The following is a 23,034-nucleotide window of genomic DNA, read 5'->3' as shown; positions in this document are numbered from 1 at the left end:
GAGAATCCGATGCGAGTGTGGTTTTTGAGTGCTGGCCTGGCCTTGATGTGCATGGCCCAGAACGCAGCGGCGGGTACAGTCCTGATCGTTGGCGATAGTATCAGCGCCGGTTTCGGCCTGGATACCCGCTTGGGGTGGGTGTCATTGCTTGAGCAGCGGCTCAAGCGCGAAGGTTTCGACGATAAGGTGGTCAATGCGTCCATTAGCGGCGACACCAGTGCCGGAGGTCAGGCGCGCCTGCCCGCGCTGCTTGCAGAGCATAAGCCCGAACTGGTTATCCTCGAGTTGGGGGGCAACGACGGCCTGCGCGGAATGCTCCCCACTCAATTGCAACAAAACCTTGCAGCGATGATCGACAGCTCGCGCGCCAGTGGCGCCAAAGTGTTATTGCTCGGCATGCAGCTTCCGCCTAATTATGGTGCGCGTTACACCAAGGCTTTTGCCGAGGTCTACCCCTCCTTGGCGGAGCAGAAAAAAGTCCCGTTGGTGCCGTTTTTTCTCGAGGGCGTAGGCGGTCATCCGGACTTGATGCAGGCTGATGGTTTGCATCCGGCTGCGGGGGCTCAGGGGAAGTTGCTGGAAAATGTCTGGCCGGCACTGAAACCGCTGCTTTGACGCTTTTCTAGTGGCGGTGTTTCGGCTAAGGTGGCGCCCCCGATTTGGAGCCCCCGATGCCGCGTCCCGCCTGGTCCCTTTTTGCCTACCAACTGATCGAGCCCGACGAGCAGCTGGACCTGTTTGCTTGTCAGGAAGTGCGGGTGCATCTGGTGGCGCGTCAACTCGAACTCGGCGGCTCAGCTGATCGCACCTTGTGCGGCAGCCTGTTGCCGGCACAACCGCGCTGGTCCACGGTTGATCGCCGGGTATTTCAGGATCAGCGGCTGTGCTCGCTGTGCCGAGCCATTCTGGAGTCGCAAAAGCGCGGCACTTCGCCGATCTGGCCCGAGCTGCGCTTCGAGCTCTAAATCGCCATCGCGAGCAGGCTCGCTCCCACATTGAGTGGTGGCGAGCACAAACGCCACGTCCGGCACTCACCTATGTGGGAGCAAGCCTGCTCGCGAAGAGGCCGGTACGGCCAGCCATTTTTCCGGCTCAAACCGCCTTGCATCGCCTGCCACGCCCCGGCTTCCCCGAAATAACGGTCGTCAGTGTACAATCCGTTTTTATACCCTTGTCGATCATGCGAAGGATTTTCCGGATGTTGCCGCGTTTTCCTGCCGTCACCCGCTGCCTGACTCTTGCCGCCCTGTGTGTGGCAGGTCCCGCTGCAGCATTGGAGCTGCCCCTGCCGCCACCCGGTGAAGACATCATCGGCCAGGTGCAGGTGATCCAGGCCAAGTACGAAGACACTTTTGCCGACCTTGGCACGACCTACGATCTGGGCTATTCGGAAATGGTCGCCGCTAACCCGGGTGTTGATCCGTGGTTGCCGGGCGCTGGCACCGAGATCGTGCTGCCGACACGCTTCATCCTGCCGCCTGGGCCGCGTGAAGGCATCGTCATCAATCTGGCTGAATACCGCCTCTATTATTTCCCCAAGGGCCGGGACGTCGTTTACACCTTCCCGCTTGGCATCGGTCGTGAAGGCTGGGGGTCGCCGATTGCGCACACCAGCATCATTCGCAAGACACCGAATCCAACCTGGACGCCACCGGCCTCGATCAAGGCCGAACACGCCGCCGATGGTGATCCGCTGCCAAACGTGGTGCCGGCCGGTCCGGACAATCCTTTGGGGCCTTTCAAGTTCACCTTGGGCACCCCGGGTTACCTGATCCACGGTTCGAACAAGAAATTCGGCATCGGCATGCGCACCAGCCACGGCTGCTTCCGTATGTTCAACAACAACGTGCTGGAAATGGCCGATATGGTTCCGGTGGGTACATCGGTGCGCATCATCAGCGATCCGTACAAATTCGGTGTGAGCGGCGGCAAGGTTTACCTTGAAGCGCACACGCCGCTGGACGACAAGGGCAACCCTTCAGTGGTCGACAAGCACACTGCCGTGATCAACGCGATGCTCAAGCGTGAGGACATCACCAACAACCTGCGCATGAACTGGGATGTCGTGCGTGACGTGGTCGCTGCTGAAGATGGTTTGCCGGTCGAGATCGGCGTGCCGAGCACTTCCGCGCCGATGGTCTCGAGTGCAGAGCTGGACCCACTGCAGTAACCCTTGAAAAACCCGCCGAGGCTGACTGCTTCGGCGGGTTTTTTATTGCCTGAAGCAAACGTCAGGCATTAAAAAGCCGACCCAAAAAATGGGTCGGCTTGATAACAATCCCGAGGGACTATTACTTGCGGCTAGCTTTTTCCAGCATGCGCAGAGCACGCTCGTTAGCTTCGTCAGCAGTCTGTTGTGCTTTTTGAGCAGCAGCCAGAGCTTCATCAGCTTTACGGTAAGCTTCGTCTGCACGAGCCTGGGAGCGAGCTGCTGCGTCTTCGGTAGCAGTCAGACGTGCTTCGGTTTCTTTCGATGCGCTGCTGCAACCGGTAGCCAGAACTGCGGCCAGAGCCAGAGCAGAGAATTTCAGAACGTTGTTCATCGTGTTCCCCTTCAAGGACTTTCTATTAAGTAGCTGTCTCCTCAGAGTGAGGAAATAGCCGGCGTACATACTACCCATTAGTTGTAGTAAGTAAACGGACGTGAAGCGTGAAGCCAAAAAAATTGTAGGCGTTGATTCTTTTTCGGGCAACTTTTAACTGCACGGTCAAACGAATATCCAGCTACAACCCCCGTACAGAGCGAGTTTGCCAGAAAAAGTTCCGCGCTCACGCGACTGTTTTGCAGTCTTCCCTAAACTCTGCGTATATGAGTTCGTCTACACTTTTGTTCGAATTTTGCGCAACGCCTCGCATAATCTTTATCCATGTTGAGGTGACTTTAAAAAAGCATGCTCGTCTTAAGTCTCAACATCCGGCAATGTTCAGGCTGTCGATCTGCGAAGAGCATTGGTCGAGCCGCCTCTGCGAAACCCGGAGCAGCACCTGCAAACCTGCGCGATGACGAGCGCACCTTGAGTAAATGTGCCAAGGGTGCCTACTATTTCATACGTGCCCGGTTGTACGAAATGTGTGGCTTTTTCAGTGTCCATTGAGGCACAGGGTGGCGTAGATGTTCCTTCGCCGGAAAAACATCGGTAAGGTAGGGGTCAGAATTCAAGACCCGCGAGGAGTAGTGATGAGCGAGGCGTTGTCCATCCACCATGACCAGGCTGGTCATCAGTTCGAGACCACCGTGGACGGTCATCGTGCCTACCTGACCTACATGGATCTGGGAAAACAGACCCTGGATATCTATCGTACTTTCGTGCCCAATGCGCTGCGCGGTCGCGGCATTGCTGCAGCCCTCACTGAGAAAGCCCTGCAGTTTGCTGACGAAATGGGTTACACAGTGATTCCATCGTGCTCCTACGTTGAGCGCTACATGGAGCGTCACCAGCGGCATGCCGCCAAGCTGAGCCAGTAAACAACTGCTGATAGCGAACACAAAAACGCCGGGATTCAGCCCGGCGTTTTTGTGTGCGTGGCAAACCTTGATCAGCTGCGGGTGCGTTTCGGCAACACGTCCTTGAGCTTGGCGTGCATGCTGCGCAAGGTGGTTTCCGTCGCGGACCAGTCGATGCAGGCGTCGGTGATCGACACGCCATATTGCAGGTCGGCGAGGTCTTTCGGAATCGCCTGGCAGCCCCAGTTCAGATGACTTTCGACCATCAGACCGATGATCGACTGGTTGCCTTCGAGGATCTGGTTGGCGACGTTCTCCATCACCAGTGGTTGCAGGGCCGGGTCCTTGTTGGAGTTGGCGTGGCTGCAATCGACCATGATGTTCGGCTTGATCTTCGCCTTGTTCAGCGCTTGCTCGCAGAGCGCGACGCTGACCGAATCATAGTTCGGCTTGCCATTGCCACCGCGCAGCACCACGTGACCGTAGGCGTTGCCCTTGGTGGTGACGATCGACACGCCACCTTCCTGGTTGATGCCGAGGAAACGGTGCGGGCTGGAAACCGACTGCAACGCGTTGATCGCCACGGTCAGGCCGCCGTCGGTGCCATTCTTGAAACCGACGGCCGAGGACAGACCCGAGGCCATTTCACGGTGGGTCTGGGATTCGGTGGTACGCGCGCCGATTGCCGACCAGCTGATCAGGTCCTGCAAATATTGCGGAGAGATCGGGTCGAGGGCTTCGGTAGCGGTGGGCAGGCCCATTTCGGCCAGGTCCAGCAGCAACTGCCGACCGATGTGCAGACCGTCCTGAATCTTGAAGGAATCGTCCAGGTACGGATCGTTGATCAAGCCCTTCCAGCCAACGGTGGTGCGTGGCTTCTCGAAATACACGCGCATGACCAGATACAACGTATCGGACACTTCCGCAGCCAGCACCTTGAGGCGCTCGGCGTATTCGTGAGCCGCCTTGATGTCGTGGATCGAGCAAGGCCCGATGACGACGAACAGGCGGTGGTCAGTGCCATCAAGAATGTTGCGAATGACTTCACGGCCCTTGGTGACGGTGCGCAGGGCAGCATCGCTCAGGGGGATGTCACGCTTGAGCTGATCGGGAGTGATCAGCGTCTCGTTGGAAGCGACGTTTAGGTCGTTGATCGGTAAATCAGCCATCGTTTACTCGTCAGGTCACGGGTGCCGGCCGCCAGCGAACCCGCGCGGCGGTGCACAGCAAATTTAAGCGCGTCGGGGTGCCGAACCTTAGCGCGTTACACCGTGGCTCGACAATGGGCAGACACGGGTTTAATCCAGCACAGACAGTGCAAAAGCCTTGCGAACCGTGTCATGGGAGAATTCGTCGGCGTGCTCGCGGACCCATTCGAGAGCGAGGGCCTGAATATCCTGCAGATCGTTGTGCGTGTCGTGCATGCGGCAATAATGTTCGATCTGACAGACCTGCTCGCCCATTCGCGCGCTGAACAGGGTCTGTTCATCGACAAAGGCAATGCCCACCAGATAGCCGCGCTTGCGGCGCAGGCACCAGGCAACATAGCCGGGATAGCGCGCGTCGGGATTCAACGTGGGCATGCGCACTTCCAATGCAGTCCCGTGCCGCCATGCGCGGTGGTAATTGCAAGCCATGCCCCCGAGGCTGATAGTGTGCAGCTGTTGCCGAGAAATACACTCGGGTGTAAGCAACGTGAGTTCAACAGGCACATCGTCAGGATGAGGAATGAAACGTCCCATGAACACGGACTCCCTGCGTCGGCCATCTGACATTATTTCCCCCAGTATAGTGGTCGAATTGGAATTGACTGATTTCGACGCCGACCAACGGCTGCTGGCGATGAGTGGTGTTTCGCTGGTGATTTTCACCAGCGTCGGCTGCGCCAGTTGTCGTTACGCGCGTGCGCAACTGCCGGGACTCGATCTGAATGTCGACCGTGTGTGCTGGATCGATGCCGGGGACAACGGTGGGGTGGTCGAGCGTTATCGGGTTTTTCATTTGCCCGCGCTCTATGTGGTGCGCGATGGTGAATTTTTTGGAGCAGTGCAATCGCTTTTGACTGCCACCGAGCTTAATGAAGCCGTGAGTCAGGCATTGCTCGCAACAGCGGAGGAGTTGCCATGATCGATGCAATTGCCAAGCCCCGCGTAGGCATCATCGGCACCGGTGCCATTGGCGGTTTTTACGGGGTGATGCTGGCGCGTGCCGGCTTCGATGTGCGTTTTTTGTTGCGCAGCGAATTTTCCGAGGTGGCCGAGCACGGGCTGCACGTTGACAGTGCCGTGCACGGTGCGCTGACATTGAAACCGGTGCAGGCTTACTCTTCGGCGCAAGACATGCCGCCCTGCGACTGGCTGCTGGTCGGCGCAAAAACCACCAGCAATGCCTGCCTCGCGCCGGCGATTATTGCTGCGGCGGCGCCGAACGCCAAGGTATTGCTGCTGCAAAATGGCCTGGACGTAGAAGACGATTTGCGTGCAGGGCTGCCCCATTCACTGCACATTCTCGGCGGTTTATGCCTGGTGTGCGTGCACCGCAGCGGACCGGGAACGATCACCCACCAGGCGCTGGGCACGGTCAATGTCGGCTACCACAGTGGCCCGGCCGCAGACGAGCCAGCGCGCGTGGCGATTGTCGAAGAGGGCGCGGGGCTGTTTCGCAGCGCTGGCATCGAATCCCAGGCGATGGCGAATCTGCACCAGGCGCGCTGGCAAAAACTGGTCTGGAATATTCCTTACAACGGTCTGTCCGTGCTGCTCGGCGCGGGTACCAGGCAATTGATGGCGGATGCCGACAGTCGCGAACTGATCAAGGCGCTGATGGCGGAAGTGGTGCAGGGCGCCGAAGCCTGCGGTCACCCTATGCCGGCCGGGTGCGCCGATTATCTGTTCACGATGACTGAAAAACTGCCGGATTACTGGCCAAGCATGTACCACGATTTCCTGCACAAACGGCCGCTGGAACTGGCGGCGATTTATGCGAGGCCGTTGGCAGCCGCCCTGGCGGCAGGCTGCGAATTGCCACGAATCGACGCGCTGTACCGCAGTTTGAGTTTTATTGATCGACGTAACACCTGAGTCGGTCAACCAAGGGGGAAGGGCATGGCAAAGACGATTGACGACAAACTGGTGCTGGCGATTTCCTCGAGCGCGCTGTTCGATCTTGGCGAAAGCCACAAGGTTTACCTGTCGCGCGGCGTTGAGGCGTATCGGCAATATCAGATCGAGCACGAAGACGAAATCCTGGTGCCCGGCGATGCTTTTCCATTGGTGGAGAAACTCCTTAACCTCAATAACAGTCTGGGTCGTGCCCGGGTCGAAGTGATTCTGGTTTCGCGCAACAGTGCCGACACCGGTCTGCGGGTATTCAATTCGATCCACCATTACGGCTTGGCCATTTCCCGCGCCGCGTTCGTCGGCGGCCGCAGCCCTTACCCATATCTCAAGGCGTTCGGCTGCGATCTGTTTCTTTCAACCCATGCCGACGATGTGCGCAGCGCGCTGGACGCAGGTTTCGCTGCGGCGACTATTCTGTCGGGTGGCGCCAGTCGCGCCGCGAGTGACGAACTGCGCATCGCCTTCGACGGTGACGCGGTGCTGTTCTCCGACGAGTCGGAGCGGGTCTACCAGTCGAGCGGTCTGGAAGCGTTTCAGGCCAGCGAGCGTGAATCCGCGCGCGAGCCATTGCGCGGCGGACCGTTCAAAGGCTTTCTGGCGGCGCTTAACCTGTTGCAGCGCGAGTTCCCGGACGGTGCCTGTCCGATTCGCACGGCGTTGGTCACGGCGCGTTCGGCACCGTCCCATGAGCGGGTGATTCGCACGCTGCGTGAATGGGACATTCGCCTGGATGAATCATTATTTCTGGGTGGTCTGACCAAGTCAGCCTTTCTTGAAGCCTTCGCCGCCGACGTTTTTTTTGACGATCAGGCCGGTCATTGCGAGCTGGCGCGCGAGGTGGTGGCGACTGGTCATGTGCCCCATGGCATCAGTAACGAGCAGAAGGTTTAAGCCTGTGCTTCAACGTGTTGCGCAGGCCGTCGCACTCGCCAAGGCACTGCTAAGCTGAATCAATCTCCGCCATGTTGGCACGCGAGGAGGTCATATGATTCGGTCGATGCTGTATGCCACTGACCTCGGCCTGTATGCGCCATTGGTAATGCAGCACGCTTTGACGCTGGCCCGCACATTCAATGCCGACCTCTATGTGGTGCACGCGGTAGAGCCCATGGGGCTGTTTGCGGAATCTGTTTTACAGAGCTACCTGGATGAGCAGGCGCTGAACGATTTTCACAGCCAGGGTCTGAACACAGTCATTGCCAATATCGAACAGCGAGTGCTGGACAGCTTTCGTGAGGAGTTCGGCGAGGAAGACGAGCTGGAGCGAATTCAGGCGGTGCGTGTGCTGCAAGGCGATCCGTCGCAGGTGATTCTCGATCAGGCGCAGAAACTCTCGGTGGATTTGTTGATCGTAGGGAGCCATAGCCACGGTACGGGGGCGGAGACCCCATTGGGCAGAACTGCCGCGAGGGTTCTGCAGTTGGCCCGGGTGCCGGTCTACCTGGTGCCACTGGTAGAGCGCCGACGGCTAGGGGATCGTTGACAATGCAATAGTGGCGGCGTGATAAAAAAGTTCTAGATTTATTCTTCAAACCATTAATATAGTTATATACCGTCGCTGATGCCCGTGGCGTCTACCTTGCTTTGAGGGATTCATATGAAGCTTCAACAATTGCGCTACATCTGGGAAGTGGCGCACCACGACCTCAACGTCTCCGCTACCGCCCAGAGCCTTTACACCTCGCAGCCGGGCATCAGCAAGCAGATCCGTCTGCTGGAAGACGAATTGGGCGTCGAGGTTTTTGCGCGTAGCGGCAAGCACCTGACCCGCGTCACCCCGGCCGGCGAACGCATCATCACCACCGCCGGTGAGATTCTGCGCAAGGTAGAAAGCATCAAGCAGATCGCTCAGGAATTCTCCAACGAGAAAAAGGGCACGCTATCAATCGCGACAACGCACACCCAGGCGCGTTATGCGTTGCCGCCGGTGATCAGCAATTTCATCAAGCAATATCCGGACGTTGCCCTGCACATGCATCAGGGTTCGCCGATGCAGATCGCCGAAATGGCCGCTGACGGCACCGTCGATTTCGCCATTGCCACCGAAGCGCTCGAACTGTTCGGGGACCTGGTGATGATGCCGTGCTATCGCTGGAACCGTTGCGTGGTGGTGCCGCAAGGACATCCGCTAACCAAGGTGTCAAAGCTGACGCTGGAAGCCTTGGCTGAATACCCGATCGTGACGTACGTGTTCGGGTTCACCGGTCGTTCCAAACTCGACGAAGCGTTCAGCCATCGCGGCTTGACGCCCAAAGTGGTGTTTACCGCTGCCGACGCTGACGTGATCAAGACTTACGTACGGCTGGGTCTGGGCGTGGGTATCGTGGCGAAAATGGCGGTCGATACCAAACTGGACAACGACCTGGTGGTCCTCGACGCCAGCGAACTGTTCGAATCCAGCGTGACTAAGATCGGCTTCCGTCGCGGCACCTTCCTGCGCGGTTTCATGTGCGATTTTATCGAGAAATTCGCGCCGCACCTCACCCGCGAAGTCATGGCCAAAGCCATACAGTGCCACAACAAGCAGGAACTGGAAGAATTGTTCGACGGTGTCGAGCTGCCGGTTCACTGATACCTGTTCAGACCACCTCGGTAACAGCAAACTGTTGCCGAGCGCCCGCCACCAGAATCTCCACCTGATCCCCCTCGAACTTGCCCAGCAGGCTTTTGCCCAGCGGTGAGCGTGGGGTTATGACGGTAATAAACTGTCCCACCAGGTCGACCTTCAAGCCTGCCGCGTCGGGGGCAAGAAACAGCCATTGTTCGCGTCCGTTTTCATCTTCGAGACCGAGCAGAGCGCCGACTTCTATTCCACGCTTGTCGTCATACGCGCGCAAGGGCAAATTCTGACACAGGGTCAATGACTGGCGGATTTCCTCAACGCGCCTGGCTTGCCCGGCGGCGAGGTACGACGCTTCGAGCCCCAAGGTGTCGTACTTGTTTTCGGCAATATTCTCTTCGTGCGTGGCGGTTTCGTATGCGGTTTGCGCAGCGCGTTCGGCGATGTCGAGATCGATGCGCAGCTTGTTTATGATCAGTTGGTGAACAGTGTTCTTATTCATGTTCACTCGCAGAACTGCAAGACGTTGGCGCGGCTTTTTTCGCTCGGCGCGTTCTGGTCCTGTTGCAGCCAGAACTGACACTTGGCGTTCGACAGATTGCGCTTGCTGCTGCGGGCCTGCTCGACCATTTGTTGTTGCTCGTTATGGCGCAGGTTCTCTTGATATTGGTCGAACATCGAATTTTGCGGCGAGGGTTCTGGCGCAGGTTGTGTTTGCGGCGGGTTGGCCAGTTGCTGCACGGCTTGGGCCACTGGTGCCAGTTGCTCGCTGAACAACAGACGGGAGGCGAGCCAGCAGGTCAGCGCAATCGCCAGGAACCCCAGCCACAGGCCGAGGGCAATACTGCAGGTCAGTTGCAGCGTGTTGAGCTGCACCGGCAGGCGGCGGCGCGAGTGGGAACGGTAGGGCATGGTTGCCTCCTGGCGGATGATCGCGGGCGAGTGGCGATTGTCGCATGTAGATTAATCGCCGTCGGCTCTTCTGTACGAGGCCATTTATGCGGACAATCGGTATTCGGACAATCGGCGCCTTTGCCAATGGGAGCCTGGAATGCCTGAACTGAACCCCCGCTGGGACATTTTTTGCACTGTTGTGGATAACTTCGGCGACATCGGCGTGACCTGGCGCCTGGCCCGGCAGCTGGTGGCCGAACATTCGGTGGCGGTGCGTTTATGGGTGGATGACTTGCGTGCTTTCGAGCGACTTTGCCCGCAGATAGATATCCGGCTGAGCCAGCAGTGGCAGGAAGGTGTCGAAGTGCGTCACTGGTCTACGGATTGGCCAGCCGCCGACGCTGCCGATGTAGTGATTGCCGCGTTCGCCTGCCAGCTGCCCGGCGCCTACATGGATGCCATGGCGGAGCGGGAACAACCGCCGCTGTGGATGAACCTTGATTATTTGAGTGCTGAAGACTGGGTCATTGGCTGCCACGGCTTGCCTTCAGTGAAATACAAAAGTGTGCAGAAGTTTTTCTTCTTTCCGGGTTTTCAGCCGGGAACAGGCGGCCTGCTGCGGGAGAAAAATCTGCTGGAACGGCGTCGGCAATTTCAACAAGACGCCGAGGCTCAGCGTAATTTCCTGCAAAGTCTCGGTATCAATCGTGCGCAGGGCGCGCACCTGATATCGCTGTTTGCCTACGAAAATAAAGGCCTGTCCAGCTGGTTCGACGCCATGGCCTCCGATGCGACGGCTACACATCTCCTGATCCCGGAAGGTCGGATAATTGCGGATGTCGAACACTGGCTCGGCATAGACGATCTCAAGGCCGGCGCGATTCATGTGCGTGATGCCCTGACCGTGCAAATCCTGCCGTTTGTCCGGCAGGATCAATACGATAGGTTGCTATGGAGCTGCGATTTCAACGCGGTGCGCGGCGAAGACTCATTCGTCCGCGCGCAGTGGGCGGGGCGACCGCTGCTCTGGCACATCTATCGCCAGGACGAAGACATTCACCTCGACAAGCTGGAAGCCTTCATCGAGCTTTATACAAAAGGCCTGTCCGAGCCCGCGCGCGAGGCGATGAGCGGTCTGTGGCGCGCATGGAATGCCGATGAGGCAATGGCCGACCACTGGCAATCAACGCGCAAACACTGGCCAGAACTGCAGCAACACGCTGAAGCGTGGTGTCTGGAACAGGGCTTGCAGGCGGATCTTGCCGCGGCGCTGGTACAGTTTTATGTAAATTGGATATGATACGCGGCCTAGATTTTTGTAAATCCCATCCAAATTCGGATAATCGCAATGAAAACTGGTAAAGAACTGAAACCCGGTACCGTGATCCGTCTCGAAAACGATCCTTGGCTGGTTCAGAAAGCTGAATTCACCAAGTCGGGTCGTAACAGCGCGATCATGAAGACCAAGCTGAAAAACCTGCTGACCGGTTACAAGACCGAGATCGTTTACAGCGCTGACGACAAACTGGACGACGTGATCCTCGACCGCAAAGAAGCGACCCTGTCGTTCATCAGCGGCGACACATACACGTTCATGGACACCACCGACTACACCATGTACGAGCTGAACGCTGAAGACATCGAGGCCGTTCTGCCTTTCGTTGAAGAAGGCATGACCGATGTCTGCGAAGCGATCTTCTTCGAAGAGCGTCTGGTTTCCGTAGAGCTGCCGACCACAATCGTGCGTCAGGTTGACTACACCGAAGGTTCCGCTCGCGGCGACACTTCCGGCAAGGTGATGAAGCCTGCCAAACTGAAGAACGGTACCGAACTGTCGGTTGCTGACTTCATCGAAATCGGCGACATGATCGAAATCGATACTCGCGAAGGCGGTTCCTACAAAGGCCGTGCCAAATAAGCACCGCTTCAGGAATGTAAAAGCCCGACCAGTGAGTCGGGCTTTTTTGTGGCCGAAGATCAGGATCAAGTGATCGCAGCCTCGTTTCACTCGACAGCTCCTACAAGGGGCTCGGATTTCCTGTAGGAGCTGTCGAGTGAAACGAGGCTGCGATCTGTTGCTCCATCGCTTAGACAGTCACATGCAAACGCACATCGACGTTGCCACGGGTGGCGTTGGAGTACGGGCAGACCTGGTGAGCAGCGTCGACCAGCGACTGCGCGTCGGCTTGTTCCAGGCCTGGCAGGCTGATGTGCAGATCGATGTCCAGACCGAAACCGCCAGGGATCTGACCGATGCCGACATGGGCAGTGATCGCGGCGTCGTTTGGAATGCTGCGTTTGGTCTGGCTGGCAACGAATTTCAGCGCGCCAATGAAGCAGGCCGAGTAACCGGCAGCGAACAATTGTTCCGGGTTGGTCGCTGCGCCACCAGCACCACCGAGTTCTTTCGGGGTGGCGAGTTTGACGTCGAGGATGTTGTCGCTGGAAACCGCACGACCGTCACGGCCGCCAGTGGAGGTTGCGATTGCGGTGTAGAGAGTTTGCATGGTGTCGGCCTCGTTCTGTTTGATTGTGTTTGCGCTAAATATTTGCGCGCTAAGTAAGTGCGATGTGAATGTATCGCGCAAGTATTTTGCGCGCAAGATAAATTTTCGAACAATTTCGATGAACGTCCGATGGGTGTTCGAAAACTGCTGATTTAGAGAGGTTCAGGCGGGAAGTGTGGAAGGAAGATTTTTCGCGCCCACAGGGAATCGGTCAGGCTACAAAGATTACAGACTGTCTTGCAGGTGGCTGCGAAGAATCTGCAGCTCCGCCTGGAGGTTCTGCAGTCGTTCTACCGACATTCCGGTAGCACCCAGGATGCACTGCGGAATGCCGCGGGCCTTGTCGCGCAGCGCGCGGCCCTGTTGGGTCAGTTCAACGATCACCACACGCTCATCCTCACGGCTGCGCGTACGGCTCAGCAATCCTTCCACTTCCAGGCGTTTCAGCAAAGGCGTCAGCGAGCCTGGGTCAGTCAACAGGCGCGTGCTGATTTCTCCCACGGTCAAACCGTCCTGTTCCCACAACACCATCATCGCCAGGTACTGCGGATACGTAAGCCCCAGCGCCTGCAACAACGGCTTGTAGACCTTGGTCATCAGCAGCGAGGTGGAATGCAGGGCAAAGCAGGCCTGATTGTCCAGAAGCAGGTCGTCGCAATTATCCGGGGTGTTGCGCTTGGTGGTCATTTCAAAGCCTTGATCAATAATCTTCATGAATCTAGCGGGCGAACCTTTAATGCGCCAGATAATTCTGACTTAGTGTCTACCCAGCGTGGTTTGCAGCGCGAGGTCCCATGGCGGTGCCGGGCTGAAACGGGTTTTCAAGTACTCCAACAACAAGCGGCTGCGCGAGTTGGGTTGTTGTGCCAGTCGCAGGGCGTAAATCCCGGTGGTCTCTGCGGGCGGCAAGCCGTTTTCGCAAAACAGCGGTAGCAGTTCGCCGCGCAGCAGGCATTCGCTGGTCAGCCAGGTGGGCAAGTGGGCGATTCCCAGCCCGGCCAACGCGCCGCATAGCAGCGCTTCGGCATTGTTGGCCCTCATGCGGATACGGCCGGGGCGGTGCAAGTGCATGTGTCCGCTGCGTTCGAACCGCCAGGCGAACGGTGGAGCGAGGCCATCCCAGTCGAGGCCATCGTGCTCCGTCAATTGTGCCGGATCGCTCGGTACCCCGCGCCGCTGCAGGTAATCGGGGCTGGCGCAGGCAACGCGCACCATGCTCGCCAATGGGGTCGCGACCAGTCGGGTGTCGGCCATTTGCCCGGCGCGCAGCACCAGATCGACCTTGCCCAGATTCAGCCCCTGCATGTCGACGAAGCTTTCGATCAGGTGGAGCTGTACGTCGAGACCGGGATAAAGCATCAGAAAATCGGCAATCACTGGCGCCAGGTGCCGTCGCCCGAAACCCGCCGGTGCATCCAGCCGGATCAGGCCTTCCGGTGCACTGCTCAGCGACACCGCTTCGGCACGGGCGAGCTGCAGCTCCGCGACGATTCGCCGTGCCCGTTCGGCAAACGCCAGCCCCGCTGGCGTGGCGCGCACGGCGTGAGTGCTGCGGATGAACAATTGGCTACCGACGGCGTTCTCCAGACTATCGATACGTCGCGCGACGGCGGAAGGCGTCATAGGATGTCGGCGGGAGGCGGCGGAAAAACTGCCGCTCTCCAGTACGTCGAGAAAAAGGCCTAACTGGTCTGTCAGCTGATTGGGATTCATGGCGTCGTATGCTTGTGCGAGATTGGCATAGCCATTGTGCGTTGCTGTGCGTTTCCGCACCAGACGCGACTGAGTAGCATGGGAAGACTGCAATGAAGGGAAACAAATCGTGATCGAGATTTTGATGTATCTGGTGTTCGGCGCCGCTCTGGGAACCCTCGGCGGATTATTTGGCATCGGCGGCGGTTTGATTGCCATTCCGATGCTGGGCGTTTTATTCGGGCTCGATCAGCAGATTGCCCAAGGCACGGCGTTGGTAATGGTTGTGCCAAACGTGATGCTGGCGCTGTGGCGTTATCACCAGCGCAACAAGATCGAACTGCGCCATGCCATGCCGCTGGCGTCAATGGGGTTCGTTTTCGCCTGGCTCGGTTCGATCTGGGCAGTGGGCATTGATGCGCAAACCATGCGCGCGGGATTCGTCGCATTCCTGGTCGTACTGTCGGCTTACAATCTGTTGCGTATGTTCACCGGCAACGCACCGGCTTCTGCGCAAATGCGTTATTCATGGCCGTGGCTGGGTGTGCTCGGCGCGGCATCCGGTACCATGGGCGGGTTATTCGGCGTGGGTGGGGCAGTGGTTGCAACGCCGGTACTCACCAGCGTGTTCGGCACGACGCAGGTAGTCGCCCAAGGTTTGTCGCTGGCGCTGGCCTTGCCGAGCACCGGCGTCACGCTTGCCACCTATGCCGTGCATCACCAGGTGGACTGGATAATTGGCGTGCCTCTGGCAGTTGGCGGTCTGTTGAGTATCAGCTGGGGCGTGAAAATTGCCCACGCCCTGCCGGAGCGCCTGTTGCGTGGGTTGTTCTGCGGTTTTCTGGTGCTCTGCGCAGTGATGCTCGCCTTTAAAGTTTGAAGCCTTCAACGATGTGCTCGGCCAGGCATTCGGTGATCGGCGAGGGGTTGTGCAGGTTACGCAGCAACATGATGCTGGCCTCCGGCAATATCGGCAGGTCCTCAGCCTCACCGAGAATGCGCAAATCGGGGGTGATCAGGCTTTCCAGTTGCGCGGTAACCGCCAGTCCGGCACTGACTACTGCCATGATCGCTGACAAGCTGGAACTGTTGTAGGCCACGCGGTAGTCGCGGCCCATCGCGTCCAGCGCGTTGCACGCCCACAGCCGACAGAAGCAGTCGCTGTTGAACATTGCCAGCGGCAGCGGCGTCTGTTCATGGGCACTGAAGCACTGCGCCTCGGCCCAGACGAAGCGCTCCTTGCGCAACAACTGGCCGATCTCGTTGCCCGGCTCGCGGGTGACGATCGACAGGTCGAGGTCCTGACGTAGCAGCAATTGTTTTGATGATTCGCAATGCACTTCGATCTGGATCAGCGGATACGACTGGGCAAACCGTCGCAATATCCCCGGCAGAAAACGCATCACGTAATCGTCCGGCGTACCGATGCGTACGGTGCCAACCATGTGCGGCTCGCGCAGTGTGTTGAACACCTCGCTGTGCAATTTGAGAATGCGCCGCGCGTAGCCCAGCAGCACCTGACCTTCCGCCGTCAGGCGCACCTGACGCCCGTCGCGCTGGAACAACTGGCGCTGCAGCACATCTTCTTCCAGCCGTTTCATCTGCATGCTTACGGCAGATTGCGTGCGGTTGATCAATTCGCCGGCGCGGGTGAAGCCGCCTTGATCGGCGATGGCGACAAAGGTGCGCAGCACGTCGGTGTCGATACTCGGGTAGGCAGACATCCATCAATCTCCGAGATGTGTGGCATCAGAAACATTCGTTGGATTGATCTTAAGCCCGGCGCGACACTTGAGCCATCCCAAACGGAGGGCAACAAGATGAAAGGTCAAAAAGGTTATGTCGAGGTAGAGAAGCATTCCGTCCACGTCGTCTCGGATCTGCTGCACAAGATCAGCCGCTGGTACGAATTGCACCGTGAACGCGAGCTGCTGGCGAGCATGAGCGATGAAGCATTGAAGGACATCGGAGTCAGTCGGGCAGACGTCGAACATGAAGCCATCCGCCCATTCTGGGATGACCCGATGCACAAATGAGTCATCCACAACTACACAAACCGTCTTCCGGTGAGGTAGGTTGCGAGCAGACAAGGAGATGTTCATGCCCGCACCACTGTCCTTATCCCTCAAACAGGCTCGGCGTCTGGCGCTGGCTGCCCAAGGGTTCCACGGGCGCCAGCTGCCAGCGACGATCACCGCGGTTCAGCTCAATCGGCTGATCGAACGGCTGGGCATTCTGCAGATCGATTCGGTCAACGCGTTGGTGCGCTCGCACTACCTTCCCTTGTTTTCTCGCTTAGGCAATTATTCGCCCGACCTGCTCGACCAGGCCGCCTGGAGTTCAGGCCGGCGGCGCACGCTGTTCGAATATTGGGGCCATGAAGCTTCGTTGCTGCCGCTGTCGATGTACCCGTTGATGCGCTGGCGCATGCAACGTGCGGCGCGTGGTGAGGGGATTTATCAGCAATTGGCGCGTTTCGGTCGGGAGCAGCAGGACACGATCCACCGGGTGCTGGCCTCGGTCGAGAAGCTCGGCGCGCTGGGTGCCGGCAGCCTGTCGACGCGGCAGGAGCGGGCCGGGCCCTGGTGGGACTGGAGCGCGGAGAAGCACGCGCTGGAGTGGTTGTTCGCTGCCGGTGAAGTGACCGTGGCCGGACGGCGCGGGTTCGAGCGTCTTTATGATTTGCCGGAACGGGTGATTCCTGCGGCGACCCTTCAGCAGCCGTTACTCAGCGAGGCCGAGGCGCAGCGCGGATTGCTGCTGCACGCTGCAAGCGCCTTGGGGGTCGCGACGGAAAAAGACCTGCGTGATTACTTCCGTCTCAACCCTGGCGATTCGCATCTGCGCCTGGCCGAGTTGGTGGAGGCGGGCGCCTTGCAAATGTGCGAAGTGCAGGGCTGGCGGCAACCCGCCTATTGCCTGCCCGAGCCTACGTTACCGCGCAAGGTTGAAGCGAGTGCGTTGTTGTCGCCGTTTGATTCGCTGATCTGGGAGCGCAGCCGCACCGAGCGCCTGTTCGATTTTCGTTACCGTCTGGAAATTTACACGCCTCGGGAGAAGCGTATTTACGGCTATTACGTACTACCGTTTTTGCACAATGAGCGGATCGCCGCGCGCGTCGATTTGCGCGCTGAGCGGGCGCTGGGTCGGTTGGCGGTGCATGCGGTGCATGAAGAGGAGCCGGGTCTGGATGACGCGGGGATGCTGGCGTTAGCGGTGAATTTACGGCGGATGGCGGATTGGCTTGGTCTTGAGCGGGTGCAGTTGAATTGTCAGCGGGCGAGTGCGGAGCGGTTGCGGGTGGCATTGGCCAGTATCGGATGTGACTGAACTGACGCCTTCGCGAGCAAGCCCGCTCCCACAGAGGAAACACATTCCAATGTGGGAGCGGGCTTGCTCGCGAAGGCGATGTATTGGCCGGCTGAGAGCCTGCTGGTTTACCGGCGAACTTGCTTCAACGTTTCGGCAATCAAAAACGCCAACTCCAACGACTGATCCGCGTTCATCCGCGGGTCGCAATGGGTGTGGTAGCGATCCGACAACCCGTCCTCGGTGATCGGCCGCGCCCCTCCAATGCACTCGGTTACATTCTGCCCGGTCATCTCGATATGGATGCCGCCCGCGTACGTGCCTTCCGCCTCATGCACCTGGAAGAACTGCTTCACCTCACCAAGGATCTGCGCAAAATCGCGGGTCTTGTAGCCGCTGCTGGCTTTGATGGTATTGCCGTGCATCGGGTCGGAACTCCACAGCACCTGCTTGCCTTCACGCTGGACCGCGCGAATCAGTTGCGGCAGATGCTCGCCGACCTTGTTCGCACCCATCCGCGCGATCAGGTTCAAGCGACCGGGATCGTTGTCCGGGTTGAGCACATCGATCAGGCGAATCAGGTCTTCGGGGTTCATGCTCGGGCCGACTTTCACCCCGATCGGGTTGTTCACCCCGCGCAGAAATTCGACGTGCGCGCCATCAAGCTGACGGGTGCGGTCGCCGATCCACAACATGTGTGCCGAGCAGTCGTAATAATCGTTGGTCAGGCTGTCGCGACGCACGAAGGCTTCTTCGTAGTTCAGCAGCAACGCTTCGTGGGCGGTGAAGAAACTGGTCTCACGCAGCTGTGGCGAGCTGTCCATGCCGCAGGCGCGCATGAAGGCCAGGGTTTCATCGATGCGATCTGCCAGGTGGCTGTATTTTTCCGCCAGCGCCGAGTTGGCGATGAAGTCCAGGTTCCACTTGTGCACCTGATGCAGGTCGGCAAAACCGCCCTGGGCGAAAGCGCGCAGCAGGTTCAGGGTCGCGGTCGACTGGTGATAGGACTGCAGCAGACGTTCCGGATCCGGCACGCGGCTTTTTTCGTCGAAACCGATACCGTTGACGATGTCGCCGCGGTAGGCGGGCAGGGTCACGCCGTCGATGGTTTCGTCATTGGCCGAGCGCGGTTTGGCAAACTGCCCGGCCATGCGTCCAACCTTGACCACCGGGCAACCGGCGGCGAAGGTCATGACGATCGCCATTTGCAGCAATACTTTAAACGTGTCGCGAATTTTCGCGGCGGAGAATTCCGCGAAGCTTTCGGCGCAATCGCCCCCCTGCAACAGAAACGCACGGCCCTGGGTGACCTCGGCAAACTGGCGGCGCAACTCGCGCGCTTCACCGGCAAACACCAGCGGCGGATAACTGGCCAGGGTTTGCTCGACGTGCGACAGGTGCGCGGCGTCGGGGTATTGAGGTTGTTGCTGGATCGGCAGGGCGCGCCAGCTGTCAGGGCTCCACGGTTGGCTCATCACGGTCTCGGTTGGTTTACGCTCGGGCGCTCATGTTATCAGCAATTAGTGCGTGACCCGCCGCCGTTGCTTCGCCGACAATCGCGCCTTTGCCGCTATATGTTGCGGTGTGTCGTGTTGCCCCGAGCGGTGACGATCAGGAGACCTAATGACTGAGGAGCGCGTCGAGCATCTGCTCGCCGAGGTACAAGACGAGTTTGGCGTGATTCGCGTGCTGGAAGTGGCCGATTATCGTTTTCTCGAGTTCGGTGATGCCATCGAACAGAGCTGCGTGTTCACCGCCGACCCGAGCTGGCTTGAATACGATTACACCCGTGCCATGCTGATCGGTGCGTTGTGCCACGAGCAGCCGGAAAGCGCACTGTTTCTGGGGCTCGGCGCGGGCACGTTGACGCAGGCTTGCCTGAAGTTTTTACCGCTGGAGGATGTCGAAGCCATCGAGCTGCGCCCCGACGTTCCGCGTCTGGCGATCGAGTTTCTCGGGCTGGATGACGACCCGCGGCTGTTCATTCGTGTGGGCGACGCGCTGGAACTACTGGGTACCGCCGAGCCGGCGGACCTGATTTTCGTCGACCTCTATACCGACGTCGGCCCCGGTGTCGGCCATCTGGCCTGGAGTTTTCTCGAGAACTGTCAGAAACGCCTGAATCCGGGCGGCTGGCTGGTGATCAATCAGTGGGCTACCGATGATGGCAAACCGTTAGGCGCGGCGCTGTTCCGTGGTTTGTATCACCGACACTATTGGGAATTACCTGTGAAGGAGGGCAATGTGATTCTGATCGTGCCGTCGGAGCTTGATCAGGAATTGGACCTGCAGGGTCTGACCGCCCGGGCCGAGGGGCTTGCGCCGCGGTTGGGGTATTCGTTGCAATCGTTGATCAAGGCGATTCGGCCGGCGACGTAACTCGGGTGTCGGTGCGGCCTCATCGCGAGCAGGCTCACTCCCACAAGGCTATGCATTCCAGTGTGGGAGCGAGCCTGCTCGCGATGGGGCCTTCACCGCCAATATATCCGTCAAAGACCTCTGAAATTGCCCGGCCGCTTCTCGACCAGCGACCGCACGCCTTCCTGTGCATCCTCGCTCCCCAGCAAGCGCTTAGCCAGCGCGGGCAACGCCTGCGCCGCTGCGATTTCACCTTCATGACGCGCCTGCCGCGCCGACATCAGCGTCGCCTGCACCCCCAGCGGCGCCTGGCACGCAATCCGCTGTGCCAACTCCATGGCTCTGGGTAGCAAGTCCTCACTGGCCATGACTTCCTGCACCAGGCCCAGGCGCAACGCTTCATGGGCATCAAACTCATCGCCTGTGAGCAACCAGCGCATGGCATTGCCCCAACCGGCCAGCTGGTGCAGGCGCAAGGTCGCGCCACCAAACGGGAAGATCCCGCGTTGCACTTCCTTCTGCGCGAAACGGGTATTGCTGGCGCACAGGTTGATGTCCGCCGCGAGCATCAGCTCGATGCCGATGGTCAGGCAGTAGCCCTGCGCTGCGACGATCACCGGTTTGCTCACCCTCGGGCCGACAAACACACCCCATGGATCACAGCCGCCGGGCGGCGCCTGCCAGCCTTCGGCCAGCGCCGCACTGGCATTGACCAGATCGAGCCCGGCGGTGAAATGCTCACCATGCCCGAACAGCACCGCCACCCGCGCTTCGCGATCAGCCTCGAATTCGCCATAGGCCAGACTCAGCGCGTTCAGCAGTTCGAGGTCGAAGGCGTTGCGCTTGGCGACGCGATCCAGACCGATCATCAGGACGTGGCCGTGCCGCTCGCAGGTGACACGGCTCGAAGGGCTCTGATTCATCAAGCAATTCCTCGTGCGGGAAGGAGCGCGCGCCGGTGTGCGTGATTCAGGTGAACCGATTTAGCGCGATTACCAGCGGGGCCGGGCCATTGAAAAGTAGACGGTGTATCGAATCTGCGCAAAGCGCGTGACGTAAAGGCATACGCGTCAGTTTTCCGACAAATAATGCTCCCTTTTTGGCCGAATTCCGGTATAGTGCGCGCCGGCCTTTAACCGGGCCGCGTTTAGGTAGCGCAATTCCCCGAAGTCAGCTTCGGCTGCACGTCCGCACAGCGGACTCTCCCTTGACGAATCTTTTTCATTCATTCGTTTTCGCAAATCCCCGCCGACAAAGCAGCCAGGGCGACTCTTGAGTCTTACACGGCATGCGCAGCTTTGGAGCATGGGTCTTTGCGGATGCACTTAGAGGCAGACCCATGACCCAGGAAACCGGCGGATTCGCCGCTTTTAATCTTAATCCGAACATTCTTGCAGCCGTCATCGCGACTGGCTACGAAGAGCCTTCGGCTATTCAGCAGCAATCGATCCCGATCATCATGGCCGGCCAGGACATGATCGGTCAGGCGCAAACCGGTACGGGTAAAACCGCCGCGTTCGCTCTGCCAATTCTTCATTGCATCGATCCTGCAAAGCGCGAACCGCAAGCCCTGATCCTGGCGCCAACCCGTGAGTTGGCGCTGCAAGTAGCAACCGCTTTCGAAACCTACGCCAAGCAAATGCCGGGCGTGACCGTTGTGGCCGTTTACGGCGGCGCCCCAATGGGCCCACAACTGAAAGCAATCCGTAATGGCGCACAGATCGTTGTCGCCACTCCGGGCCGTCTGTGCGACCACCTGCGTCGTGACGAAAAAGTCCTGTCGACCGTGAACCATCTGGTTCTCGACGAAGCCGATGAGATGCTCAAACTGGGTTTCATGGACGACCTCGAAGTCATCTTCAAGGCCTTGCCAGCTACCCGTCAGACCGTATTGTTCTCGGCGACCCTGCCGCAGTCGATTCGCGCCATTGCCGAACGCCATCTGCGCGATCCGCAACACGTGAAGATCCAGACCAAGACCCAGACCGTTACCGCGATCGAACAGGCTCACCTGTTGGTTCACGCTGACCAGAAGACCTCGGCTGTATTGAGCCTGCTGGAAGTCGAAGACTTCGACGCCCTGATCATGTTCGTGCGCACCAAGCAAGCGACCCTGGACCTGGCCAGTGCCCTGGAAGCCAAAGGCTACAAAGCCGCTGCGCTGAACGGTGACATTGCTCAGAACCAGCGTGAGCGCGTGATCGAATCCCTCAAGGATGGCCGTCTGGACATCGTTGTGGCGACCGACGTTGCCGCTCGTGGTCTGGACGTTCCGCGCATCACTCACGTGTTCAACGTTGACATGCCGTACGATCCGGAATCCTACGTTCACCGTATCGGCCGTACTGGCCGTGCCGGTCGCGAAGGTCGCGCATTGCTGCTGGTGACGCCGCGTGAGCGCCGCATGCTGCAAGTGATCGAGCGTGTAACCGGTCAGAAAGTTGCCGAAGTCCGCCTGCCGGATGCTCAGGCCGTTCTCGATGCCCGCATCAAGAAACTGACCAACAGCCTGTCGCCGCTGGTTGGCGATGCCGAGTCGACCCATGGTGATCTGCTTGATCGCCTGACCGCCGACATCGGTTGCAGCCCGCGTGCCCTGGCCGCAGCCCTGCTGCGCAAGGCAACCAACGGTCAAGCGTTGACTCTGGCAGCAATCGAGAAAGAGCGTCCACTGGTGCCGAACAATGCACCGCGTGGCGATCGTCCAGAGCGTACCGGTGATCGTCCGGACCGTGGTGATCGTGAGCGTCGCGCTCCGGTTGCATTGGCCGAAGGTCGTGCTCGTTGCCGTACCGCGCTGGGTGCGCGTGATGGTATCGCTGCCAAGAACCTGCTGGGCGCCATCCTCAACGAAGGTGGTCTGGCTCGCGAAGCAATCGGTCGCATCCAGGTGCGTGACAGCTTCAGCCTCGTCGAGCTGCCGGAAGACGGTCTGGAAAAGCTTCTGACCAAGCTGAAGGACACTCGCGTTGCCGGTAAGCAGTTGAAGCTGCGTCGCTATCGCGAAGATTGATCGGCTCCTGGGTTGATTGATCGAACATAAAAAATCCCCGACTGGTTCGGGGATTTTTTATGCCTGCATTTTTTGTCTCAGCTCAGATCCCCGTAGCCGCTGCCGAGCCTACGAGGCTGTGCAGCCGTCGCCAAACC

27 protein-coding genes are annotated in these 23,034 nt (G+C 59.0%); 16 read left to right on the top strand and 11 right to left on the bottom strand.

From position 1 onward, the window contains the following. Positions 1-9: 9 nt before the first annotated feature. From F8N12_RS13435 to F8N12_RS13425, 3 genes are all read left to right on the top strand, one after another. A complete protein-coding gene (locus tag F8N12_RS13435) occupies positions 10-615 on the top strand; it encodes an arylesterase (RefSeq protein ID WP_150580850.1) in 606 nt (201 codons plus the stop codon). 56 nt (positions 616-671) lie between these two features. Continuing rightward, a complete protein-coding gene (locus F8N12_RS13430; RefSeq protein WP_150580849.1) occupies positions 672-965 on the top strand; it encodes a hypothetical protein in 294 nt (97 codons plus the stop codon). 233 nt (positions 966-1,198) lie between these two features. Beyond that, positions 1,199-2,170, top strand: a complete 972-nt coding sequence (locus tag F8N12_RS13425) for a L,D-transpeptidase family protein (protein ID WP_150580848.1) — start codon at positions 1,199-1,201, stop codon at positions 2,168-2,170. Positions 2,171-2,291: 121 nt separating this feature from the next. Here the strand turns inward: F8N12_RS13425 and oprI are convergent, their stop codons facing one another. Then, on the bottom strand, positions 2,292-2,543 hold the full coding sequence (gene oprI / locus F8N12_RS13420; RefSeq protein ID WP_003183784.1) for an outer membrane lipoprotei OprI: 252 nt from the start codon (positions 2,541-2,543) through the stop codon (positions 2,292-2,294). Positions 2,544-3,178: 635 nt separating this feature from the next. Here oprI and F8N12_RS13415 point away from each other — a divergent pair. After that, positions 3,179-3,466: a GNAT family N-acetyltransferase gene (locus F8N12_RS13415; protein ID WP_150580847.1), complete on the top strand. Its 288-nt coding sequence runs from the start codon at positions 3,179-3,181 to the stop codon at positions 3,464-3,466. Positions 3,467-3,537: 71 nt separating this feature from the next. On the opposite strand, the gene F8N12_RS13410 is transcribed toward F8N12_RS13415, so the two are convergent. Then, positions 3,538-4,614: a 3-deoxy-7-phosphoheptulonate synthase gene (locus F8N12_RS13410; RefSeq protein ID WP_150580846.1), complete on the bottom strand. Its 1,077-nt coding sequence runs from the start codon at positions 4,612-4,614 to the stop codon at positions 3,538-3,540. Between the two features lie 129 nt (positions 4,615-4,743). After that, positions 4,744-5,187, bottom strand: a complete 444-nt coding sequence (locus tag F8N12_RS13405; protein ID WP_150580845.1) for a PilZ domain-containing protein — start codon at positions 5,185-5,187, stop codon at positions 4,744-4,746. Between F8N12_RS13405 and F8N12_RS13400 the strand changes: the two genes are divergently transcribed. From F8N12_RS13400 to cysB, 5 genes are all read left to right on the top strand, one after another. Next, a complete protein-coding gene (locus F8N12_RS13400; protein ID WP_150580919.1) occupies positions 5,186-5,572 on the top strand; it encodes a thioredoxin family protein in 387 nt (128 codons plus the stop codon). The genes F8N12_RS13405 and F8N12_RS13400 overlap by 2 nt on opposite strands. Beyond that, a complete protein-coding gene (locus F8N12_RS13395; protein WP_150580844.1) occupies positions 5,569-6,525 on the top strand; it encodes a putative 2-dehydropantoate 2-reductase in 957 nt (318 codons plus the stop codon). Before F8N12_RS13400 ends, F8N12_RS13395 begins: the two co-directional genes overlap by 4 nt. Positions 6,526-6,549: 24 nt before the next feature. After that, on the top strand, positions 6,550-7,455 hold the full coding sequence (locus F8N12_RS13390) for a 5'-nucleotidase (RefSeq protein ID WP_150580843.1): 906 nt from the start codon (positions 6,550-6,552) through the stop codon (positions 7,453-7,455). 94 nt (positions 7,456-7,549) lie between these two features. Further along, positions 7,550-8,047: a universal stress protein gene (locus tag F8N12_RS13385; RefSeq protein WP_150580842.1), complete on the top strand. Its 498-nt coding sequence runs from the start codon at positions 7,550-7,552 to the stop codon at positions 8,045-8,047. Positions 8,048-8,161: 114 nt separating this feature from the next. Further along, entirely contained in the window at positions 8,162-9,136 is a 975-nt protein-coding gene (cysB, locus tag F8N12_RS13380; protein ID WP_150580841.1) for an HTH-type transcriptional regulator CysB, read from the top strand. Between the two features lie 7 nt (positions 9,137-9,143). Here the strand turns inward: cysB and F8N12_RS13375 are convergent, their stop codons facing one another. Both F8N12_RS13375 and F8N12_RS13370 read right to left on the bottom strand, forming a co-directional pair. Further along, entirely contained in the window at positions 9,144-9,626 is a 483-nt protein-coding gene (locus tag F8N12_RS13375; RefSeq protein WP_150580840.1) for a GreA/GreB family elongation factor, read from the bottom strand. Between the two features lie 2 nt (positions 9,627-9,628). Further along, positions 9,629-10,036 carry a hypothetical protein gene (locus F8N12_RS13370; RefSeq protein WP_150580839.1) on the bottom strand — a complete coding sequence of 136 codons (408 nt, stop codon included), beginning with the start codon at positions 10,034-10,036 and terminating at the stop codon, positions 9,629-9,631. A 139-nt stretch (positions 10,037-10,175) separates the two neighbouring features. On the opposite strand from F8N12_RS13370, the gene earP reads away from it, so the two are divergent. Further along, positions 10,176-11,318 carry an elongation factor P maturation arginine rhamnosyltransferase EarP gene (gene earP, locus F8N12_RS13365; protein WP_150580838.1) on the top strand — a complete coding sequence of 381 codons (1,143 nt, stop codon included), beginning with the start codon at positions 10,176-10,178 and terminating at the stop codon, positions 11,316-11,318. Between the two features lie 48 nt (positions 11,319-11,366). Further along, a complete protein-coding gene (locus F8N12_RS13360; protein WP_007943632.1) occupies positions 11,367-11,936 on the top strand; it encodes an elongation factor P in 570 nt (189 codons plus the stop codon). A gap of 169 nt (positions 11,937-12,105) precedes the next feature. Here the strand turns inward: F8N12_RS13360 and F8N12_RS13355 are convergent, their stop codons facing one another. The 3 genes from F8N12_RS13355 to F8N12_RS13345 all read right to left on the bottom strand — a co-directional run bounded on the left by F8N12_RS13355 (position 12,106) and on the right by F8N12_RS13345 (position 14,238). Further along, entirely contained in the window at positions 12,106-12,525 is a 420-nt protein-coding gene (locus tag F8N12_RS13355) for an organic hydroperoxide resistance protein (RefSeq protein WP_028619994.1), read from the bottom strand. 225 nt (positions 12,526-12,750) lie between these two features. Beyond that, a complete protein-coding gene (locus tag F8N12_RS13350; protein ID WP_150580918.1) occupies positions 12,751-13,212 on the bottom strand; it encodes a MarR family winged helix-turn-helix transcriptional regulator in 462 nt (153 codons plus the stop codon). A 69-nt stretch (positions 13,213-13,281) separates the two neighbouring features. After that, on the bottom strand, positions 13,282-14,238 hold the full coding sequence (locus F8N12_RS13345; protein WP_150580837.1) for a LysR family transcriptional regulator: 957 nt from the start codon (positions 14,236-14,238) through the stop codon (positions 13,282-13,284). Positions 14,239-14,347: 109 nt separating this feature from the next. Here F8N12_RS13345 and F8N12_RS13340 point away from each other — a divergent pair, with 109 nt between their 5' ends. Beyond that, positions 14,348-15,097, top strand: a complete 750-nt coding sequence (locus tag F8N12_RS13340; protein WP_150580836.1) for a sulfite exporter TauE/SafE family protein — start codon at positions 14,348-14,350, stop codon at positions 15,095-15,097. Here F8N12_RS13340 and F8N12_RS13335 read toward each other — a convergent pair. Further along, positions 15,087-15,941 (bottom strand): LysR substrate-binding domain-containing protein, encoded by an 855-nt coding sequence (locus F8N12_RS13335; RefSeq protein WP_150580835.1) that lies wholly within the window; start codon positions 15,939-15,941, stop codon positions 15,087-15,089. The two genes, F8N12_RS13340 and F8N12_RS13335, sit on opposite strands and share 11 nt — an antisense overlap. A 96-nt stretch (positions 15,942-16,037) precedes the next feature. Between F8N12_RS13335 and F8N12_RS13330 the strand changes: the two genes are divergently transcribed. Both F8N12_RS13330 and F8N12_RS13325 read left to right on the top strand, forming a co-directional pair. After that, positions 16,038-16,253, top strand: coding sequence for a DUF1127 domain-containing protein (locus F8N12_RS13330; RefSeq protein ID WP_150580834.1), 216 nt, complete (start codon positions 16,038-16,040; stop codon positions 16,251-16,253). 64 nt (positions 16,254-16,317) lie between these two features. Continuing rightward, positions 16,318-17,547 (top strand): winged helix-turn-helix domain-containing protein, encoded by a 1,230-nt coding sequence (locus tag F8N12_RS13325; protein ID WP_150580833.1) that lies wholly within the window; start codon positions 16,318-16,320, stop codon positions 17,545-17,547. Between the two features lie 107 nt (positions 17,548-17,654). On the opposite strand, the gene F8N12_RS13320 is transcribed toward F8N12_RS13325, so the two are convergent. Continuing rightward, entirely contained in the window at positions 17,655-19,001 is a 1,347-nt protein-coding gene (locus F8N12_RS13320) for a class II 3-deoxy-7-phosphoheptulonate synthase (protein ID WP_150580832.1), read from the bottom strand. Positions 19,002-19,149: 148 nt separating this feature from the next. Between F8N12_RS13320 and F8N12_RS13315 the strand changes: the two genes are divergently transcribed. After that, positions 19,150-19,905, top strand: a complete 756-nt coding sequence (locus tag F8N12_RS13315) for a spermidine synthase (protein WP_150580831.1) — start codon at positions 19,150-19,152, stop codon at positions 19,903-19,905. 110 nt (positions 19,906-20,015) lie between these two features. Here F8N12_RS13315 and F8N12_RS13310 read toward each other — a convergent pair whose 3' ends face one another. Beyond that, the gene (locus F8N12_RS13310) at positions 20,016-20,807 is read right to left on the bottom strand and encodes a crotonase/enoyl-CoA hydratase family protein (RefSeq protein WP_150580830.1); all 792 of its coding nucleotides are present in this window, start codon (positions 20,805-20,807) and stop codon (positions 20,016-20,018) included. Positions 20,808-21,223: 416 nt separating this feature from the next. On the opposite strand from F8N12_RS13310, the gene F8N12_RS13300 reads away from it, so the two are divergent. After that, complete coding sequence (locus F8N12_RS13300) at positions 21,224-22,897, top strand: DEAD/DEAH box helicase (RefSeq protein ID WP_150580829.1); 1,674 nt, start codon at positions 21,224-21,226, stop codon at positions 22,895-22,897. Positions 22,898-23,034 lie beyond the last annotated feature (137 nt).

Origin of the sequence: Pseudomonas fluorescens (genome assembly GCF_902497625.1) — a bacterium.
GTDB lineage: Bacteria > Pseudomonadota > Gammaproteobacteria > Pseudomonadales > Pseudomonadaceae > Aquipseudomonas > Aquipseudomonas fluorescens_BQ.
The sequence above is the reverse complement of the archived record's forward strand: the minus strand, read 5'-3'. Positions and strand labels throughout refer to the sequence as shown.

What these genes read in the sequence shown, in the direction of transcription:
- F8N12_RS13345 (WP_150580837.1), bottom strand. Translation starts at nt 14,238, where the DNA reads ATGAATCCCAATCAGCTGACAGACCAGTTAGGCCTTTTTCTCGACGTA.
- F8N12_RS13355 (WP_028619994.1), bottom strand. Translation starts at nt 12,525, where the DNA reads ATGCAAACTCTCTACACCGCAATCGCAACCTCCACTGGCGGCCGTGAC.
- F8N12_RS13430 (WP_150580849.1), top strand. Translation starts at nt 672, where the DNA reads ATGCCGCGTCCCGCCTGGTCCCTTTTTGCCTACCAACTGATCGAGCCC.
- F8N12_RS13335 (WP_150580835.1), bottom strand. Translation starts at nt 15,941, where the DNA reads ATGTCTGCCTACCCGAGTATCGACACCGACGTGCTGCGCACCTTTGTC.
- F8N12_RS13400 (WP_150580919.1), top strand. Translation starts at nt 5,186, where the DNA reads ATGAACACGGACTCCCTGCGTCGGCCATCTGACATTATTTCCCCCAGT.
- F8N12_RS13405 (WP_150580845.1), bottom strand. Translation starts at nt 5,187, where the DNA reads ATGGGACGTTTCATTCCTCATCCTGACGATGTGCCTGTTGAACTCACG.
- F8N12_RS13435 (WP_150580850.1), top strand. Translation starts at nt 10, where the DNA reads ATGCGAGTGTGGTTTTTGAGTGCTGGCCTGGCCTTGATGTGCATGGCC.
- F8N12_RS13395 (WP_150580844.1), top strand. Translation starts at nt 5,569, where the DNA reads ATGATCGATGCAATTGCCAAGCCCCGCGTAGGCATCATCGGCACCGGT.
- F8N12_RS13320 (WP_150580832.1), bottom strand. Translation starts at nt 19,001, where the DNA reads ATGAGCCAACCGTGGAGCCCTGACAGCTGGCGCGCCCTGCCGATCCAG.
- F8N12_RS13315 (WP_150580831.1), top strand. Translation starts at nt 19,150, where the DNA reads ATGACTGAGGAGCGCGTCGAGCATCTGCTCGCCGAGGTACAAGACGAG.
- F8N12_RS13360 (WP_007943632.1), top strand. Translation starts at nt 11,367, where the DNA reads ATGAAAACTGGTAAAGAACTGAAACCCGGTACCGTGATCCGTCTCGAA.
- F8N12_RS13410 (WP_150580846.1), bottom strand. Translation starts at nt 4,614, where the DNA reads ATGGCTGATTTACCGATCAACGACCTAAACGTCGCTTCCAACGAGACG.
- F8N12_RS13330 (WP_150580834.1), top strand. Translation starts at nt 16,038, where the DNA reads ATGAAAGGTCAAAAAGGTTATGTCGAGGTAGAGAAGCATTCCGTCCAC.
- oprI (WP_003183784.1), bottom strand. Translation starts at nt 2,543, where the DNA reads ATGAACAACGTTCTGAAATTCTCTGCTCTGGCTCTGGCCGCAGTTCTG.
- F8N12_RS13300 (WP_150580829.1), top strand. Translation starts at nt 21,224, where the DNA reads ATGACCCAGGAAACCGGCGGATTCGCCGCTTTTAATCTTAATCCGAAC.
- cysB (WP_150580841.1), top strand. Translation starts at nt 8,162, where the DNA reads ATGAAGCTTCAACAATTGCGCTACATCTGGGAAGTGGCGCACCACGAC.
- F8N12_RS13350 (WP_150580918.1), bottom strand. Translation starts at nt 13,212, where the DNA reads ATGACCACCAAGCGCAACACCCCGGATAATTGCGACGACCTGCTTCTG.
- F8N12_RS13310 (WP_150580830.1), bottom strand. Translation starts at nt 20,807, where the DNA reads ATGAATCAGAGCCCTTCGAGCCGTGTCACCTGCGAGCGGCACGGCCAC.
- F8N12_RS13425 (WP_150580848.1), top strand. Translation starts at nt 1,199, where the DNA reads ATGTTGCCGCGTTTTCCTGCCGTCACCCGCTGCCTGACTCTTGCCGCC.
- F8N12_RS13325 (WP_150580833.1), top strand. Translation starts at nt 16,318, where the DNA reads ATGCCCGCACCACTGTCCTTATCCCTCAAACAGGCTCGGCGTCTGGCG.
- F8N12_RS13375 (WP_150580840.1), bottom strand. Translation starts at nt 9,626, where the DNA reads ATGAATAAGAACACTGTTCACCAACTGATCATAAACAAGCTGCGCATC.
- F8N12_RS13390 (WP_150580843.1), top strand. Translation starts at nt 6,550, where the DNA reads ATGGCAAAGACGATTGACGACAAACTGGTGCTGGCGATTTCCTCGAGC.
- F8N12_RS13370 (WP_150580839.1), bottom strand. Translation starts at nt 10,036, where the DNA reads ATGCCCTACCGTTCCCACTCGCGCCGCCGCCTGCCGGTGCAGCTCAAC.
- F8N12_RS13385 (WP_150580842.1), top strand. Translation starts at nt 7,550, where the DNA reads ATGATTCGGTCGATGCTGTATGCCACTGACCTCGGCCTGTATGCGCCA.
- F8N12_RS13415 (WP_150580847.1), top strand. Translation starts at nt 3,179, where the DNA reads ATGAGCGAGGCGTTGTCCATCCACCATGACCAGGCTGGTCATCAGTTC.
- earP (WP_150580838.1), top strand. Translation starts at nt 10,176, where the DNA reads ATGCCTGAACTGAACCCCCGCTGGGACATTTTTTGCACTGTTGTGGAT.